The sequence below is a fragment of the Streptomyces physcomitrii genome, from assembly GCF_012273655.1.
Classification (GTDB): domain Bacteria; phylum Actinomycetota; class Actinomycetes; order Streptomycetales; family Streptomycetaceae; genus Streptomyces; species Streptomyces physcomitrii.
This window is the reverse complement of record NZ_JAAWWP010000011.1, coordinates 74,167-91,603: the sequence shown is the minus strand read 5'-3', so window position 1 is coordinate 91,603 and position 17,437 is coordinate 74,167. Positions and strand designations below refer to the sequence as shown.

The 17,437-nt window shown below is 75.0% G+C and carries 15 protein-coding genes; 8 read left to right on the top strand and 7 right to left on the bottom strand.

Annotation, left to right across the window (positions count from 1 at the left end):
* Positions 1-175 precede the first annotated feature (175 nt).
* On the top strand, positions 176-361 hold the full coding sequence (locus HFV08_RS18775; protein WP_040252261.1) for a hypothetical protein: 186 nt from the start codon (positions 176-178) through the stop codon (positions 359-361).
* A 60-nt stretch (positions 362-421) separates the two neighbouring features.
* Here the strand turns inward: HFV08_RS18775 and HFV08_RS18770 are convergent, their stop codons facing one another.
* Both HFV08_RS18770 and HFV08_RS18765 read right to left on the bottom strand, forming a co-directional pair.
* Entirely contained in the window at positions 422-1,870 is a 1,449-nt protein-coding gene (locus HFV08_RS18770) for an NCS2 family permease (RefSeq protein ID WP_168540892.1), read from the bottom strand.
* 269 nt (positions 1,871-2,139) lie between these two features.
* Positions 2,140-2,787 carry a TetR/AcrR family transcriptional regulator gene (locus HFV08_RS18765; RefSeq protein WP_168540891.1) on the bottom strand — a complete coding sequence of 216 codons (648 nt, stop codon included), beginning with the start codon at positions 2,785-2,787 and terminating at the stop codon, positions 2,140-2,142.
* Positions 2,788-2,939: 152 nt separating this feature from the next.
* Between HFV08_RS18765 and HFV08_RS18760 the strand changes: the two genes are divergently transcribed.
* From HFV08_RS18760 to HFV08_RS18745, 4 genes are all read left to right on the top strand, one after another.
* The gene (locus tag HFV08_RS18760) at positions 2,940-3,875 is read left to right on the top strand and encodes an NmrA family NAD(P)-binding protein (protein ID WP_376770660.1); all 936 of its coding nucleotides are present in this window, start codon (positions 2,940-2,942) and stop codon (positions 3,873-3,875) included.
* A gap of 77 nt (positions 3,876-3,952) precedes the next feature.
* Positions 3,953-4,243, top strand: coding sequence for a DUF2530 domain-containing protein (locus tag HFV08_RS18755; protein ID WP_168540890.1), 291 nt, complete (start codon positions 3,953-3,955; stop codon positions 4,241-4,243).
* Between the two features lie 234 nt (positions 4,244-4,477).
* Positions 4,478-6,994, top strand: coding sequence for an HAD-IC family P-type ATPase (locus tag HFV08_RS18750; RefSeq protein ID WP_168540889.1), 2,517 nt, complete (start codon positions 4,478-4,480; stop codon positions 6,992-6,994).
* A 209-nt stretch (positions 6,995-7,203) separates the two neighbouring features.
* Positions 7,204-7,797 carry a maltokinase N-terminal cap-like domain-containing protein gene (locus HFV08_RS18745; RefSeq protein ID WP_168540888.1) on the top strand — a complete coding sequence of 198 codons (594 nt, stop codon included), beginning with the start codon at positions 7,204-7,206 and terminating at the stop codon, positions 7,795-7,797.
* 49 nt (positions 7,798-7,846) lie between these two features.
* On the opposite strand, the gene HFV08_RS18740 is transcribed toward HFV08_RS18745, so the two are convergent.
* From HFV08_RS18740 to HFV08_RS18720, 5 genes are all read right to left on the bottom strand, one after another.
* Complete coding sequence (locus HFV08_RS18740) at positions 7,847-8,209, bottom strand: hypothetical protein (protein WP_168540887.1); 363 nt, start codon at positions 8,207-8,209, stop codon at positions 7,847-7,849.
* 60 nt (positions 8,210-8,269) lie between these two features.
* Entirely contained in the window at positions 8,270-8,959 is a 690-nt protein-coding gene (locus tag HFV08_RS18735) for a DUF6313 family protein (RefSeq protein ID WP_246341866.1), read from the bottom strand.
* A 107-nt stretch (positions 8,960-9,066) separates the two neighbouring features.
* Positions 9,067-12,513, bottom strand: a complete 3,447-nt coding sequence (locus tag HFV08_RS18730; protein ID WP_168540886.1) for a sacsin N-terminal ATP-binding-like domain-containing protein — start codon at positions 12,511-12,513, stop codon at positions 9,067-9,069.
* A gap of 238 nt (positions 12,514-12,751) precedes the next feature.
* Complete coding sequence (locus HFV08_RS18725; RefSeq protein ID WP_246341865.1) at positions 12,752-12,907, bottom strand: hypothetical protein; 156 nt, start codon at positions 12,905-12,907, stop codon at positions 12,752-12,754.
* 245 nt (positions 12,908-13,152) lie between these two features.
* Positions 13,153-14,244 carry a DUF3027 domain-containing protein gene (locus HFV08_RS18720; RefSeq protein ID WP_168540885.1) on the bottom strand — a complete coding sequence of 364 codons (1,092 nt, stop codon included), beginning with the start codon at positions 14,242-14,244 and terminating at the stop codon, positions 13,153-13,155.
* A gap of 436 nt (positions 14,245-14,680) precedes the next feature.
* On the opposite strand from HFV08_RS18720, the gene HFV08_RS18715 reads away from it, so the two are divergent.
* The 3 genes from HFV08_RS18715 to HFV08_RS18705 all read left to right on the top strand — a co-directional run bounded on the left by HFV08_RS18715 (position 14,681) and on the right by HFV08_RS18705 (position 17,436).
* On the top strand, positions 14,681-16,108 hold the full coding sequence (locus HFV08_RS18715) for an MFS transporter (RefSeq protein WP_210430505.1): 1,428 nt from the start codon (positions 14,681-14,683) through the stop codon (positions 16,106-16,108).
* A 72-nt stretch (positions 16,109-16,180) separates the two neighbouring features.
* On the top strand, positions 16,181-16,684 hold the full coding sequence (locus tag HFV08_RS18710) for a DUF2771 domain-containing protein (protein WP_168540883.1): 504 nt from the start codon (positions 16,181-16,183) through the stop codon (positions 16,682-16,684).
* Positions 16,654-17,436, top strand: coding sequence for a futalosine hydrolase (locus tag HFV08_RS18705; RefSeq protein ID WP_168541011.1), 783 nt, complete (start codon positions 16,654-16,656; stop codon positions 17,434-17,436). Before HFV08_RS18710 ends, HFV08_RS18705 begins: the two co-directional genes overlap by 31 nt.
* Position 17,437: the final 1 nt, after the last annotated feature.

Below are 17,437 nucleotides of genomic sequence, written 5' to 3'. Positions count from 1 at the left end.
GCCAGGGGAAAGGTCGGGCATGTTCTTTAGCCTAACTCATTACTCTGTCTAAGTACCAGCTCGTTTCCCGTGACCCGGGCCACCCAACCCCCTTCCGGCCCACCGCTCACTCATACGAGTGAGACGGTTGCGGAAAGCGAGGCCCCGCGCGCCGGGGCCCCGGGAGGCTTGTGCCATGGGATCGACGGTGCTCAGCCTGCGGGTGGACAGCGAGCTGCTCGACCGGCTCAAGGGACATGCGGCCAAGCGCGGCATGAGCGTGCAGGACTACGTGGTCCGCACGCTCGTCCGCGACGACTTCGACGAGCGCTTCCACGCGGCCGTCGACGAGACGGAACGTTTCTACGGAAAAGCCGTCTGACGGCGCACGGCAGCGGCGGGCGCCGGGGACGCGGGTTGACCCCGGCTCCGCCGCCCGGCCTCAGGTCAGCCCGAGCGCCGGCATCAGGTAGTAGAAGACGAAGACCGCCGCGACCACGTACATCGCGACCGGCACCTCGCGGGCCCGCCCCGCCACCAGGCGCAGCACCGTGAAGGTGATGAAGCCCATCCCGATGCCGTTGGTGATCGAGTACGTGAACGGCATCATCAGCATCGTCACGAAGGCCGGGACGGCGATGGTCCAGTCCGCCCAGTCGATGTCGCGGATCGAGCCCGAGAGGATCAGGAAGCCGACCGCGAGCAGCGCGGGGGTGGCCGCCTGGGAGGGCACCATCGTGGCGAGCGGGGTGAGGAAGAGCGCCACCGCGAACAGCCCGCCGGTGACGACATTGGCGAAGCCGGTACGCGCCCCCTCGCCGACCCCCGCGGTGGACTCCACGAAGCAGGTGGTGGCCGAGGAGGACGAGGCGCCGCCCGCGGCGACCGCGATGCCGTCGACGAAGAGGACCCGGTTCATGCCGGGCATGCCGCCGGCCTCGTCGGTGAGCCCGGCCTCGTCGCCGATGCCCATGATCGTGCCCATCGCGTCGAAGAAACACGAGAGCAGCACGGTGAAGACGAAGAGCGTGCCGGTGAGCAGGCCGACCTTGCCGAAGCCGCCGAACAGGCTGACCTCGCCGACCAGCCCGAAGTCCGGGGAGGAGACCGGGTTCCCGGGCCACTTGGGGGTCGTCAGGCCCCAGGAGGGCACGTCCGCGGCCGCCTCGATGATCATCGCCACCGCGGTCATCGCGACGATGCTGAGCAGGATCGCCCCGGGCACCTTGCGCACCAGGAGGGCCAGGGTGAGCAGCACCCCGAGCACGAAGACCAGGACCGGCCAGCCGTCCAGGCGCCCGTCGCCGCCGAGCTGGAGCGGGACCGTGGTCTCGGCCACGTCCGGGATCCGCGAGACGAAACCGGCGTCCACCAGGCCGATCAGCATGATGAACAGGCCGATGCCGATGGCGATGCCCTTGCGCAGCCCGAGCGGCACCGCGCTCATCACCCGCTCCCGCAGACCGGTGGCGACCAGCAGCATCACCACGAAGCCCGCGAGGACGACCATGCCCATCGCGTCCGGCCAGCTCATCCTGGGGGCGAGCTGGAGGGCGACCACGGTGTTCACGCCGAGCCCGGCGGCGAGCGCGATCGGGACGTTGCCGATGACGCCCATCAGGAGGGTGGTGAAGGCGGCGGTCAGCGCGGTGGCGGTGACCAGCTGGCCGTTGTCCAGGTGGTGCCCGTGCATGTCCTTGGCGCTGGACAGGATGATCGGGTTCAGGACGACGATGTACGCCATGGCGAAGAAGGTGGCGAAGCCGCCGCGCACCTCACGGGCGAGGGTCGAGCCCCGTTCGCTGATCTTGAAGAAGCGGTCGAGCGGACCGTGCGGCAGCACGGACGCGCCCTGCGGGGCGTCGACCGGGCCGGGGGCCGGGCTGGGCATGGGGGACCTCGGGATCGTGCGGCTGCGGCGGGGGCGGCTCGACCCGGCCGCCAGGGGCCGTCGACCGGTCCGGGAGAGTGCGCGGCGCGGGGGCCTTTGGGGGAATCTCCGATGAGAACCGGCCAGGTCGAACGGGATTCAGTATGAATACATGGATACCGCAAGGGAAATCTCCGCGCGTAGACCTGCGTGTGGACCCGCATCTGAACGATGGCGGTACGGGGGCAGCCCCCACTCAGCCGCCCCGGCCGCCCCGGCCGTACGGACCCTCAGCTCAGCCCTTGCTCCCGCCCCTGCCCCTGCTCCTGCTCTCGCCCAGCCCCTTGCCGCCCCGACCGCTCGCCCGCCCCTTCCCCCTCGCCCAGCTCCGCGGACTCCAGCCCGGCCACGGCCAGCCGGAGCAGCCGGTCCGCCTGGGCGGCGGGGTCGGGGTGCTCCTCGGTGGCCAGGACGATGCCGACGATCAGCGTGATCAGGTCGGCGACGGTGACCCCTGCCGCCACCGCCCCGTCCCGTACGGCCCGGCGCAGCAGCGGATCCCCCGCGTCCTCCAGCACCGCCGCGCAGCTGTTCTCGCGCACCGGGCCGTCGTAGGCGAGGGCGGAGGCCAGCCCCCGGGCGGAGAGGGAGTAGGCGAGGACCTCGTCCAGCCACTCCAGGAGGGCGGCCCGGCTGTCGCCCCGGCCCGTCAGCTCCCGGGCGCGGGCGCACAGGGCCTCGATCCGCGTCCGGGAGACCGCCCCCAGGAGCGCGCGGCGGGTGGGGAAGTGCCGGCGCACGGTCGCCGAACCGACCCCCGCGGTACGGGCGATCTGCTCCAGGGAGGCACCGGCACCCCGCGCGGCGACCTCCTCCTCGGCCACGGCGAGGATGCGCCGGTAGTTGCGCCGGGCGTCCGAACGCTGCCGCTCGGGCACTGCGTCACCTCCGGGATTGCCGACCGCGCCACCGCCGGGACCGCCGACGGGACTCCCGGCCGGGATTGCTAAACGGCGGGGCCCGCCATATCGTACCGGAGCAGAAACGGCGGGGCCCGCCGTTTCCTGTCCGCCCACCCCGAGGAGCCCCCATGTCCGCAAGCGCCATGCCCGCGAGCGCACCCGTCCTGGTCACCGGCGCCACCGGCAGGCAGGGCGGGGCCACGGCCCGCGCGCTGCTGGCCGCGGGCGTGCCCGTCCGCGCGCTGGTGCGGGACCCGGCGAGCCGACGCGCCCGGGCCGTCCGGGCGCTCGGCGCCGAGCTGGTCACCGGCGATCTCCACGACCGCGATTCCGTGGTCCGGGCCGCCGAGGGCGCCCGAGCCGTCTTCTCCGTGCAGATGCCCGCCGCCACCGCGGACGGCTTCGACTTCGAGGGGGAGGTGGCCCAGGGCGTCAACCTCGTGGAGGGCGCGAGGGCCGCCGGGGTGGCGCAGTTCGTGCACACCTCGGTCACCGGCGCCGGGCAGCACACCGAGGTCCCCGGCTGGGCCGAGGGCCGCTGGGCCCGGATGGAACCGACCCTGGGCGCCAAGACCGCGATCCAGGACCGGGTCCGCGCGGCCGGGTTCCCGCACTGGACGCTGCTCAAGCCGGGCTTCTTCATGGAGAACTTCCTGCCGTCCATGGCCTTCCTCTTCCCGCGCGGCATCGAGGGCGGCCTGGTGAGCGTCCTGTACCCGGAGACCCGGCTGTCGCTGGTCGCGGTGGCGGACATCGGCTCGGCGGCGGCCGCGGCCTTCACCGCGCCGGAGCGGTTCGACGGGGTCGAGCTGGAGCTGGCGAGCGCCTACCTCTCGATGACGGAGATCGCCGCGGTCCTCTCCCGCGTCCTCGGCAGGCCGCTGTCCGCGCCGGACATGACCGAGCAGGAGGCCCTCGCCGCCGGGATGCCCGCGATGGGCGCCCACCACGAGTGGCTGAACGCCGCCGGTCAGCCGGGCCGCCCCCGGTACGCGCGGGAGCTGGGCATCCCGCTGACCGGCTTCGAGGAGTGGGCCCGGCGGCACCTGCGCCCCGCCGCCTGACGGCCGGGCCCGCGCTCCGGCGCCGCCCCGCACCGCCTGGCGCCCGGCCCCGCGCACCCGCCTCGTAAGCTGTCCGCATGACCCGATCCCCTGGCCGCAGCACCCCGCTCCGCGAGGCACCGGAACCCCTGGAGGGACCGGTCGTCGGCACCGTCACGGGCGGCACGGTGATCTGGTTCGTGCTCTTCCTGGTGCAACTGCCCTTCTACGGCTGGTTCGACGACCACGGGCACCTGTGGTGGCTGTGGACCTGCCTGGCCGGCGGCGGGCTCGGCCTCTTCGGCATCTGGTACGTCCGCAGGCGCGAGGCGGCGATCGCCCGCTCCGGGGCGGCGGACGGCGAGGGCGCGGAGGCGAGCGGCTCCTAAAGGCCTTGCGGCACCAGGTCCACCCGGCGGCTCCCAGCCCGCCCGGCGGCACCCGGTCCACCCGGCTGCCGCACCTGGTCCCGTCCCCTACGGCCAGGGGTGGACACCCGCGCCCCCGCCGGTTCCACCCGGCTACCACCACGGGTGGACGCGCCCCGCGGGACGGCCCTCCCCAGGTCTGATCTTCGGGTCCCCGGGCAGTGGAGCACGGCGGTTCCCCGTACCGTCGAAACCATGACGCAGCGGGCGCGGACCGGCGCCGACGACCACGGCCCCCCGGACCGGCCCGCGGGGAGCGGCGCCGGGACGGCCGCCGGCCCCGGCGGGAGCGCTCCCGCCGGGGCTCCGGAGCGGGCGCCGGGGCTGAGTACCGCCGAGGTGGCGCGGCGGGTGGCGCGCGGCGAGGTCAACGACGTGCCGGTGCGCAGCAGCCGCTCGGCCGCCGACATCGTCCGCGGCAACATCTTCACCCGCTTCAACGCGATCATCGGCGTGCTGTGGGTGATCACCCTGGTGGTCGCCCCGGTCCAGGACTCGCTGTTCGGCTTCGTCATCCTCGCCAACACCGGTATCGGCATCGTCCAGGAGCTGCGCGCCAAGCGGACCCTCGACTCGCTCGCCCTGGTCGGCGAGACCCGCCCCGTGGTGCGCAGGGACGGGCGGTCGCGGGAAGTCCGGACCTCCACGATCGTGCTCGGGGACCTGATCGAGACCGGCCCCGGCGACAAGATCCCGGTGGACGGTCTCTGCGCGGAGGCCGAGGGCCTGGAGATCGACGAGTCGCTGCTCACCGGCGAGGCGGACCCGGTGGTCAAACGCCCCGGGGACCCGCTGATGTCGGGCAGCTTCGTGGTCGCGGGCAGCGGCGCCTTCACCGCCACCAGGGTCGGCCGCGAGGCGTACGCGGCGCAGCTCGCCGAGGAGGCCTCCCGCTTCACCCTGGTCCACTCCGAGCTGCGCGGCGGGGTCTCCACCATCCTCAAGTACGTGACCTGGATGATGGTCCCGACCGCGGCCGCGCTGATCGTCAGCCAGATGTTCCTGGAGCACGACAGCGCCCGGGACGCCGCCGCCCGCACCATCGGCGGCATCGTCCCGATGGTGCCGGAGGGCCTGGTCCTGCTGACCTCGCTGGCCTTCGCGATCGGGGTGATCCGCCTCGGCCGCAAGCAGTGCCTGGTGCAGGAGCTGCCCGCGATCGAGGGCCTGGCCCGGGTCGATGTGGTCTGCCTGGACAAGACCGGCACCCTCACCGAGGGCGGCATGGACGTCACCGAACTGCGCCTGCTGCCGGACGGCACCCCGGGGGCAGGACCGGCCCCCGGCACGGAGGAGACGGTACGCCGGGTCCTGGGCGCCCTCGGGACCGGCGACCCGCGGCCCAACGCCAGCCTCCGGGCGGTCATCGCGGCCTTCCCCGCGGCGCCCGGCTGGCGCTGCACGCTGCCGCTGCCGTTCTCCTCGGCCCGCAAGTACAGCGGCGGCCGGATCGAGGACCCGGACGGCCGCGCCGCCGACTGGCTGCTCGGCGCCCCGGATGTGCTGCTGCCCGCGGGCGACCCGGTCCTCACCGGCATCGAGGAGCTGAACGCCGCGGGCCTGCGGGTCCTGCTGCTCGCCCGGAGCCGCCGCGGACTGGAGCGGCCGAGGGCCGCCCAGGACGCCGAACCGGCCGCGCTCGTCGTCCTGGAGCAGCGGCTGCGTCCCGACGCGGCGGACACCCTTCGCTACTTCGCCGCGCAGGACGTCGCGGTGAAGGTGGTCTCCGGCGACAACGCGGTCTCCGTCGGCGCCGTCGCGGCCAAGCTCCGGCTGCCGGGTGCCGAGGGGACCGTGGACGCGCGCCGGCTGCCCGAACGGGAGGAGAAGCAGGCGGAGTTCGCCGAGGCGGTGGACGCGCACGCGGTCTTCGGCCGGGTCAGCCCGCAGCAGAAGCGCTCCATGGTCGGCGCCCTCCAGTCGCGCGGGCACACGGTGGCCATGACCGGGGACGGGGTCAACGACGTACTCGCCCTGAAGGACGCCGACATCGGGGTCGCCATGGGCGCGGGCTCCGAGGCCACCCGTGCCGTCGCGCAGATCGTGCTCCTGGACAACAGCTTCGCCACGCTGCCCTCGGTGGTCGCCGAGGGCCGCCGGGTCATCGGCAACATCACCCGGGTCGCCACCCTCTTCCTGGTGAAGACGGTCTACTCGGTGCTGCTCGCCGTGCTCGTCGCCTGCTGCCAGGTCGAATACCCCTTCCTGCCGCGGCACTTGACCCTGCTGTCCACCCTGGCCATCGGGGTGCCCGCGTTCTTCCTCGCGCTCGCCCCCAACAAGGAACGCGCCAGGCCGCACTTCGTACGCCGGGTGATGCGCTACGCCCTGCCCGCCGGAATCCTCGCGGGCGCCGCCACCTTCGCCACCTATCTGCTCGCCCGCGCCCACTACACCGGGCCCGGCGCGCTGGAGGCCGAGACCAGCGCGGCGACCCTGACCCTCTTCCTGATCTCGCTGTGGGTACTCGCGATCATCGCCCGCCCCTACACCTGGTGGCGGATCCTGCTGGTGGCCACGATGGGCGCGGCCTTCCTCGTGGTGCTCGTGGTGCCCTGGCTCCAGGAGTTCTTCGCGCTGCGGCTGGTGGGCTCCGCGATGCCCTGGACCGCGGTCGGCATCGCCGTGGTGGCCGCGGCGCTGCTCGAACCGGTGTGGGTGTGGGCGGGGCGCAGGTTCCCCGCCGACCAGGCGGCGGCGCCCGGCAGTTAGCCGATCGACAGCCGCCGGGCCCGTCAACCAGTGCTCGTCCGCCGGGGCCTTCAACCAGGACGCACCCGGGGTGGACCGAAGTCCCGTTCGCTGGACGGGGCTTACCGGGACCGCTGGACAGCGGAGTGCCGCCGCCGGGCCCACCTCGGAGAATGGCAGAGTACGCGGCGGCAGTTCACCGCACGCGCGGCCGACCGAGGGGAACCCGCATGGCAGTCATCCACCGCACCACCCTGAGCCCGACCAAACTCGAACTCCTCGCCTCCTGGCTCCCCGCCCAGCCCTGGTACCAGGAGCCGGAAGGCGGCCCGCGCCCCGCCAAGGCGGGCGGCTTCCGCCTGGACGACCCGGCGGGCGAGGTCGGCATCGAGTTCATGGTGGTGACCGAGGGCCCCGAGGCGGAGCCACGCAGCTATCTGGTGCCGCTCACCTACCGCGCCGCCCCGCTGGAGGAGGCGGCGGACGCCCTCCTCGGCACCGCCGAGCACGGTGTCCTGGGCCGCCGCTGGGTCTACGACGGTGCCCACGACCCGGTGCTCGTACGGGAGTTGGGCGCCCTCTTCCTCGGCAAGTCCGCACCGCAGGCGCAGAGCGAGAGCGACACCCCGGACCCCACCGTCCGGGCCCACTACACAGGACCGGCGACGGCGCCCCTCACTCCCCGGCTGCACCGCGCCCTGACCCCGCTGCCGGACGGCGCCCCCGAGGAGGCCGCCCCCGCCCTGGGCCGCCTCTTCGCGGGGTGGCGACTCCCGGACGGGACGGGCGTACGCGGGGTGTTCGCGGTGGTGGAGGAGGGATAGCCCCGGCTGCCGGCGGCACGGGCGACCGGCGACCGGCGACCGGCCCGATTCACTCCCCCGGGGCGTCGGTGCCGTCGCCCTCGTCCGGTGTCGCGGAGGTGAAGCGACCGGGCGGCGCGGACGACCGGCCGCCGGGCGGCGTGGACGACGGGCGGCGCCAGGGCCGCCGCAGGCCGCCGACCTCCCGGCGGAGCCCCGCGTGTTCGGGGGCGACCTCGACAGCGGCCCCCATGACCCCCTCCAGGTCGGTCACCATGAGCAGGGCGCGCGGCAGGTCCAGCGAGGCCCCGTGCCCCTCCAGGCCCCAGCGGACGAGCAGCCGGGCGGCCTCGTCCAGGGCCGCGTCACTGGCCCCGGGCGAGGCCTTGGCCAGCGCGGACCGGGCTATCTCCACGGCGCTGCGTGTCTGCATGCCTTGCTCCTGGGGGCAGTTGGGGACCGGCGGCGGCCCGGAGGCTCGGCGCCGGAAGGCTCAGGGGGTGGTGGCGGGCGGGGTGTGCCGGGCCTCGCAGACCAGGCAGCGTCCACTGAGGGCCAGGAGCCAGGCCAGCTCGCGGCAGAGGCTCTCCGCGAGCCGCAGCGCCTCCGTGCGGTCCAGATCGGCGAACTCCGCGGTGCACAGGGTGTCGCGTACCACGATCTCCCAGTGGTCCTGCGCCTCCCGCCAGTCGCCGCGGTGGGCGATGCGCACATAGGCGTCCAGGAACTGCCGCTGCTCCGACTTGTGGAAGAGCCTGCCCAACTTGGTGATCAGCGAGGGGAGTCGGCGCCGGTCCGCCCAACTGCGCTTCTTGAAGAGGTTGTTGGGCGAGATCTCCTTGACGCTGCGGATCCGGGCGGCGATCACATGACCGGCCACGCCACCGATGATCGCGGGGACGAGCAGCCAGCCGATGACCGAGGCGGCCCACGGGAGGCCGTGGACCGGTGAGTCGATCAGGGTGAAGACCCGGTACGCGTGGGCCCACCCCCAGGCGAAGCCCGCGGCGAGCCACACCGCCGCCACCACGACCAGGATCAGCACTCCCCAGTCGATCACCCACTGGGTCAGTCCCGACAGCGCCTTACGGGACCGGAAGGCGCGCCGCACCCCGGTCCCGCGCGGGGCGCGCCCGGGCGGGGTGAGAGCGGGCGGAAGCGGGGACGGGAGGCCGCTCGACATCCGTGGTCTCCTTCGTGCCGTCAGCGGGGCACACTGAGGGACGACCGGGGACGCGCCCGAGTTCCCGCCGCGAGCGGCCTACCGGCCCGCCGCCCGGACCCCGCCCCTCAGTCGAACCACCGGTCCCGCGCCAACTCCGCGGTACGGGACGGGTCTTCGAGCAGTGCGGCCACCTCGAAGCGGCGCGGCCACTGTCCCGCGGCCCAGGCCAGCCCGGCGGCGACGCCCTCCACGGTGGCCGCGTGCACGGTGCCGTCGGGGGTGCGGCGCCAGTCGAACTCGACGCCGTCCACCTGGAGTTCCTCGTACTCGGTGTACGTCTCGGGGGTGCCGGGGCCGAGCAGCACGCGTACCGGTCCGGGCACCGGATGCACCACGCCGTCCCCGGTCACCGCGCCCGAGGCACTCTCGCTGAGGCGGCGTACCTGGAGGAGTTCGGCGAGGGCGGCGGCCCGGTCGGGGCGGACCGGCAGCAGGGGGCGCCCGGCGGCCAGCGGGAGCAGGTCGGGGGTGTCGGCGACCACGGCCGACCCGGCGTCGAGCACCAGGACCTCGCCGTCCCGTACCGCGCGCAGCTCCTCCGGCAGGGTCACCTCCGCCGGGTCCAGCTCGGCCAGCAGGCTGTAGACGGCGTGCAGTTGGGCGGCGGTGACCTCGCGGTCCGGGTCGGCGAGGCGGTCCAGGAGTTCGGCGGCGCCGCCGGGTTCGTCGAGCAGGGCGGTGACCGAGGTGCGCACCCCGAGGGCGCGCAGGACCTGCTCGTCGTCGAAGCCGGTGGCGTCCGCGGAGTCGTAGAGACCGGCGAGCAGCGGGTCCGAGCCGGCCGCGCGCAGACCGGCGGGGCGACGGCCGTCGAGCACCGGGTGCCCGCGCAGCCACCAGGCCGTGTAGGGGCGCACCGTCCGGGTGCCGCCGTCCGGCAGCAGCACCCGCACCTGCTGGATCAGGGCGTCCCGCAGCGGCGGCCGGGAGAGCTGGGCCAGCGCCTCGGGCCAGCGGTCGTCGTCGACGACCTCCAGGTCGCGTACGGCGAGCAGTTCGGTGGCGACCGGGGGCAGCGGGGTCTCGGGCAGCCGGTCGAGGACGTCCTCGCACCAGACGTCCACCGCGTCCAGCAGCCCGGCGTCGTCGGGTTCGGCGAAGTCGCCTTCCCTGGGGTCGAGTTCGTCCGGGTCGAGCACCACGTCGGTGGCGCGTACCAGGGCGAAACCGGCGAGCACGCCGACGCCCGCCAGCGGCTGCTCACCCCAGCGGGCGGCCCAGTCGGCGTCCACCAGGGCGAGTTCGTCCTCGCGCATCACGCGGGCGAAGGGGCTCCCGGGCAGGACGAGTTCGCCCGCCGGGGAGAGTTCGCCGTCCTCGTCGGGCAGCGCCAGCGCGCCGAGCCAGGGCTCCTCGCCCGGTTCCAGACCGGCGGCGCGGACCAACTCCAGGACGAGAGCGGCGAGTTCCTCGGCGCCGAGCGGCTCCTCGCCCTGGTTCTCGGCGAGTTGCCAGCCGTCGTCGTCGAGGGAGGCGGCGACCGCGGCCCGTACCTGAGGGGTGGTCAGGACGGCGCGCGGCGACGCGGGCAGCGCGCCGAGCTTCTCCAGGAGGGGGTGCGCCGCCTCGGGGTGGGCCACCTTGAGCCCGAGCCGGGCCAGCGCCCCGGGGGTGACGGCACCCTCCGCGGTGACCGCCTCCTCGGCCGCGCCCGTCCCGCTCCCGGACCGGTCGCCGGTGCCCGGCAGCAGGACGTGCCGCGGGCCGAGGGCGGTGCGGCCGGTGCCGCCCGCGAGGGGGACCGGGAGGCCGCTGAGCCGGTCCGGGTCGACCCCGGCGAGGCTGTCGTAGAGCCGCCACCACCAGGAGGCTTCGCGTTCGATGCCGGTGAGCCGGTCGATCGCCTCGGTCAGCGGCACCCGGCGCACTCCGAGGGCGCGCAGCTCGCCGCGGCGTTCCAGGCCCCCGGGCAGCAGATTCGGCAGCACCTCGGCGAGGACCCGGACGGTCTCGGCGCCCGCGCCCTCCACCACCTCGGCGTCCCGCGGCCGCAGCGCCACCGGCGACTCCAGGGCCGAGGGCGCGGCCTCCTGCTCGGCGAGCGCGGCGAGGTCCCAGTCGGGCAGCGCGCCCGCCGGGGCCTCGGTCCTCGCGGACCCGGCGGCCCGCCCGTCCGCCGCGGCGCCGCCTTCGAGGGCGGGCGGCAGGAAGGCGGTACGCGGGAGGGCGTCCAGGATTTGCTGCCGGAGCGCCCCGTCGAGGGCGCCCTCGCCGAGCGGGCCCGGCACCAGGCCGATGAGCCCTTCGCCGACCGGGCGCCAGGCGGCGAGGAGCGCGGTGTAGGCCTCGGCCGCCCGCTCGACGAGGAAGTCGGTGAGCGGTCCGGGAGCGGCGTGCCGCCGGCTCGGGTCCAGCGGCAGCGAGGCGATCAACAGGGCGGGTACGCCGAGGGGTTCGTCACTGGGCGTCGGGGCGTGCACCACCGGCGCGGTCCGCGGGCGCAGCGGCGCGCCCTCCTCGTCGAGAGGCACGGCCCAGGTCAACGACCAGTACGGGCGCAGCCGTTCCTCGACCGGACGGTCCGCGAGCAGCTCGGCGGCGAGCGGCCCGCCGTGGCTCAGGCAGCGCCAGCGGCTCGTACCGTCGCGGGTGTCGGAGAGGGTGACATCGGTGAGGGCGCCGGGTACGGGGGTGGCCGACTGCCCTGCGACCGCGGTCGATTCGGCGTCCCCGGAACGCAACTGGTCCGTGGAGAAGTCCTGTTGGGCGGCCTCGGTGCCCGACTGGCCGACAGACACGGCCGGTTCGGCGACCGGAGCCGGGACGACCGCGGTGCGGCCGAGGACGCGGACGCCCTCCTCGGTCTCGACGACCACCTCGTCGAGACCGGGCAGGGTGAGCAGCAGCGCGTCGTCCACGCCGTCGAGGAGGCGGGTCACCAGGTCCTCGGCCGCGGCGTCGCGCAGCGGCAGGACGACCACGGTGTCGTACGGCTCGGGGGCGCTGGCCTCGGCCGCGAACGGCAGCCGCAGCAGCGGAAGATGGCCGTCCCGGCGGCGCAGCTCGTCGGCGAGGCCGGGGCTGGACCCGGCGGTCTCCGCGGCGAGTGCGCGGGCCTCGGCGAGGGACCAGCGGACGCCGCCGTGGCGGCCGAGGACGGCGGGCTCGTCGGTGACGGAAAGCACGGCGGCGAAGCCGACGCCGAAGCGGCCCACGGTGTGTCCGGCGGCGTCGCCCTCCTCGCGCTTGGCGGAGGCGCGCAGCGTGGACAGCGACTCGGCGCCCGCGGCGTCCAGCGGGGCACCGGTGTTGGCGGCGGCCAGGACCTTTCCGCGCAGGGTCAGCCGCAGTCTGCCGGGGACCTTCGCACGGGCGGCGGCGTCCGCGGCGTTCTGCGCCAGCTCGACGACGAGGCGGTCGCGGTAGCCGCCGAGCGCGAGGTCCTCCTCGGCGTTGGCGTCCTCGCGGAAGCGCGCCGGGCTCGCCGCCCAGGCGTCGAGCACCCCGCGCCGCAGTCGGGCGGTCCCGAAGGGATCCGCTCCTTCGGGCGCCGGCCGCACGTAGTCGCTCACGGTGCTCACTCCTTGTCGCCCGTACGCGGCAGACGCCCCGCACAGGGCCGAAGGTACCGCGCCCGCGGCACACCTCCCGCACCCGCCCGGCAGCGGCGGCCCACCGGAGCGGCGAAACCGGAGCGGGGCTGCCCCGGGACCTCGGACAGCCGCGGGAGGGAGCCGCCGCCGAGGTGACAGCGGACCTCAACTCACTTCGCCACGCCGTCAGTTGCTCTCCTGCTCGGGGCGCGGCAGCTCATCGGCGCCCGAGAGCGAGCGAGTCGATCTGCACCGACCTGATCGTGCGGGAGTGCTCGAAGCTCCGCGGGGTCATGATCACCTTCCCGCCGGTGCCGAAGAGGACCGTGTGTCCGGCGGGGAACCCGGTGTGCGTGATCGCGTCGGCGCTCATCGAGGATTCCCTCCCGTCACCTCGCGGAACAGGGCCGCCCACGCCCTAGGGCCTTTCGTTCGGATCGGGCTGGATCAGGGAGCGGGGGCTGGTGCGTGCAGCTGCAAGGCGGAGGAGGGCGTCGACGCGGAGCGATTGGGGCCTCCCCTGCTCGAACGCAGTTGAGAGTTTGGGGAAAACTGACGACAACGCCGCAGATGTGCGTGCCAGCCCCCGCGAGCCCAGCCTGATCCAAACGAAAGGCCCTAGGAGTGCCCGAACTCCTCCGCGGGCCCCTCCGTCTGCACCGAGCCCGAGTCCGGGGCGGGCCGCAGCGGCAGCGGGTCGACCCGGGTCTCGTCGAGGACCGGGGGCACCGGCTGGGGCGGTTTGGGCATCACGGCGGCCTCGGAGTGGCCGCCGCAGCCGTAGGAGAGGGCGACCACGCGGCCGTCCGCCGGGGAGAACTCGTTGGCGCAGACGCCGAAGGCCTGGCGCAGCGAGCCCGCGAGCGGGACCAGGAAACCGCAGGAGGCGCAGGAGGCGGGCGCCGCCTGGGCCATGGTCGTCTTCGGGCCGTAGGACTCCTCCCAGCGGTCGGCTGCGGTGTGCAGCCCGTAGCGGGACAGGACGCGGGCGCGGCCCATGCCCAGTTCCTCGGCGACCTCGGTGATGGCGCCGCGGGAGGTGGCGGGCGCGGTGCGGCCGGTGGGGAGCGGGGTGCCGGTCAGGTCGGCGGCGGGCCCGGGGGTGACCTCGGCGTCCTCCGCCTCGGCGAGCGCGGCGAGGCCCTCGGAGACTTCGCCGGGCGCCGCGGCGGGAGCGGCCGAGGTGTCCACGCCGGGGACCGCGTCCGGGGCGGCCGCCTCCTCGGCGAGCACGGCGGCGGCGGCGACATCGGCGCCCGCGGCGGCGGACTCGGCCACCGAGGGCTCGGCGACGACCGAGTTGGGCGGCGGATTGTCCTCGTCGGACCAGCCGGGCTCCAGGCGCAGGTCCTCGGCGTCGGTCGGCAGCAGGTCACCGGGGCCGAGGTCGCCCGGGCGCAGCCGCTCGCTCCAGGGGACCCACTCGGGGGCGAGCAGCGAATCGGGGCCGGGAAGCAGAACGGTTTCGTCCAGGGTGACCAGCTTCGCGCGGGAGGCGCGGGCCACCGTGACGGCCCAGCGCCAGCCCCGGTAGCCGCTCTCCTCGCAGGCGAAGAGGTGGGTGACGACCCGGTCGCCCTCGGACACGGCGCCCACGTACTCGCCGACGACGCCGGGGGCCGCGGCCTCCTCGGCCGCCGCCCTCGCCAGGTCGACGGCCTCGGCGCAGAGGCGGTCGGGGGTGCGGCTTCGCGTTGTCGCTGCGCTCACAGGTATCGCTTCTCTCCTACGCCGTCTCACGAGTACGCCCCGGTGGCGGGAGCGCGGACGGAGCGGACCGGTGGGCCGCGTCGACGTCCACGCCCGGTGTCCCCGGGCGCACCTGTGCCTTCCATTCTGCAAGAGGGCCATCAGGCGCGCGGCCAGAATCAACCGCCGCGGGCGCTGCTTCGGGTGAGCCCCGCCGGTCGGCGGACTCACTCATCAGGGCACGCTACCCTCTCGGCGCCTTGACGCGCACCGCGACCTCCGGTCACGGGTGCCGCGGGCGTGCCGCGGGGCCCCGGCGGCGCGGGCGGCTACGGGTGCCGCGCGGACAGTGCACTATTGCGGGGTGGCAGCTGCCAGGTCGACCCACTCCTTCGACAGAGCCGGACCCGGACAGCCCGGACCCGCGAGCCGGGCGGTCCGGGCCCTCGGGCGTGCCCTGCACCGGCCGTTCACCGGCGCGGCCCGGCAGATCCGCAGGGCGACACACGCGCACGGCGCGGGCGAGTCGGGCCTCGGCAAGCTGATCGAGCTGCACGCGGTGAACGGCGCCGGGGACGTGATGATCACGGTGGCACTCGCCTCCACGGTCTTCTTCTCGGTGCCGACGGACGAGGCCCGCGGGCGCGTCGCGCTCTATCTGGCGATCACCATGGCCCCGTTCACCCTGCTCGCCCCGGTGATCGGCCCGCTCCTGGACCGGCTGCCGCACGGCCGCCGCGCCGCGATGGCCGCCTCGATGCTGGCCCGGGCGCTGCTCGCGCTGATGCTCTCCGGGGCGGTGGCGACCGGCAGCCTGGAGCTGTATCCGGCGGCGCTCGGCGTCCTGGTGGCCTCGAAGGCGTACGGGGTGGTGCGCAGCGCGGTCGTACCGCGGCTGCTGCCGCCGGGCTTCTCGCTGGTGAAGGCGAACTCCCGGGTGACGCTCGGCGGTCTGCTCGCGACGGCCGCGGCGGCGCCGATCGGGGCGGGGCTGCACCAGATCGGCCCGCCCTGGCCGCTGTACGGGGCCTTCGTGCTCTTCGTGGCGGGCATGTTCCTCTCGCTGTCCATGCCGCCCAAGGTGGACTCCGCGAAGGGCGAGCGCCGGGCGCTGCTCGCCGCCGACGAGGAGCATCTGCGCCTGGCCCGGATGCGGGAGCGCAGGGCCGAGCCCGGCAGGAAGGGGTCCGAGGCGGCCCGGTCCGAGGCCGGGGACGCCAAGGACGCCGAGGACACCGAGGAGCGCAGAAAGACCAAGGAGGCCAAGGAGGCCAAGGAGCGCAAGCCGGGCCTGCGGACGGTCGGGCCCGCGGTCACCCACGCGCTGGCCGCCAACGCCTCGCTGCGCGGCCTCTCCGGATTCCTCATCTTCTTCCTGGCGTTCCTGCTGCGCCAGGAGCCGCTGGCCGGGCAGAGCGCGGCGGTCTCGCTCGGGATAGTGGGCGTGGCGGCGGGCACCGGCAACGCGCTCGGCACGGCGGTCGGGGCCTGGCTGAAGGCCCGCGGCCCGGAGATCATCATCGTCACGGTGTGCGGGCTCGCCCTCGGGGTGGCGATCTGCGCCGCGGTCTTCTTCGGCGCGGTGGCGGTGGCCGCGCTCGGCGCCACCGCCGGTTTCGGGCAGGCGCTCGCCAAGCTCTCCCTCGACGCGTTGATCCAGCGGGACGTCCCGGAGCTGGTGCGCACCAGCGCCTTCGCCCGTTCCGAGACGCTGCTGCAGATGTCCTGGGTGCTCGGCGGGGCGATCGGGATCTCCCTGCCGCTGGTCGGCTCGCTCGGCCTCTCGGTCGCCGCGGGCATCGTCGCCCTTGGCTGGTTGTCGACGGTACGGGGACTGCTCGCGGCGGCACGCCATCGCGGGGGGCGGCGCGCACGGCTGGCCTGACCGGGCACGATACGGGCGGCACGCCGCCGCCGGGCACACCGGAGCAGCACGGCCGCGGTTAACCTTTCGGCCATGACCACCCCGCTCGCGGCCGAGCCGCCCGCCCCCGCGAACCCGGCCCGCCGCCGCGCCCTCGCCGTACTCGCCGCCGCCGCGGCCGGTCCCCTGGTCCTGACCGCCTGCGACAAGCCGACCCCGATCGCGACCGTCACCGTGGGCACCGACTCGGTCCACTCCGAGGCCGAGTGCTACAACGAGGGCGACGAGCCGCTGAGCACCGAGCAGGTCAAGTCCTGCCTCACCGCGAGCAAGGGCATCAAGACGATCAAGGTGCACGCGGACGAGACCGTGCGCTTCGGCGTCGAACCGGACATCGCGGACAAGGGCTGGGCCCTGCTCCTGAACGGCCAGCCCATCACCGAGCCCCTGAAGCGGACGTACACCACCGTCCCGGGCAGCGTCTTCTTCAACCAGCAGTACGGGGCGCAGGGCGACTCGACCACCGTCTCCATCGCCAAGGGCGATAATCAGAAGGCCTACGGCCTCTGGTCGTTCAAGCTGACGAAGGAAGACTGACGAAACCGCCGCGCATACTCCTCGCCACCGCGGTCCCGCAGGAACGGGACGCGGTGGCGCGGGCGTTCACCGAAGCCGTAGAGGAGCGGCGGCTGCCCGGCGGCGCCGTCCTGCACCGGGTGCGGACCGCCGCCCGCCCCGGCGCCCCCGTCGCCGACCTGCTCGCGGCGGGCGTGGGCCCGGCCCGGGCCGCCGCCGCCACCGCGAGCGCGCTGACCGCCGCCGCGCTCGCGGGCGAACCGTACGGCCTGGTGGTCAGCGCGGGCATCGGCGGCGGCTTCCTGCCCGCGGCGCCGGTCGGCTCGCTGGTGCTCGCCGAGCTGATCACCGCCGCCGACCTGGGCGCCGAGTCGCCCGAGGGCTTCCTGCCGGTCACCGCGCTCGGCTTCGGCACCGTCACGCACACCCCGCCGCCCGAGCTGGTGCGCCGGGCCGCCGCCGCGCTCGGCTGCCCCGCGGGCGAGGTGCTCACCGTCTCCACGGTCACCGGCAGCGCCGCGCGCGCCGCCGTGCTGCGCGCCCGCCATCCGCGGGCCCTCGCCGAGGCGATGGAGGGCTTCGGGGTGGCCGAGGCCGCCGCCGCGCACGGCTGCCCGGTCGCCGAACTGCGCGCCGTCTCGAACCCGGTGGGCCCCCGCGACCGCGCCGCCTGGCGGATCCCGGAGGCCTTCGCGGCGCTGACCGGGGGCATGCGGAAATTCCTGCCCGTACTGGAGAGTTGGACCGAGGAACAGGTCCCCGACCGAGGATGAG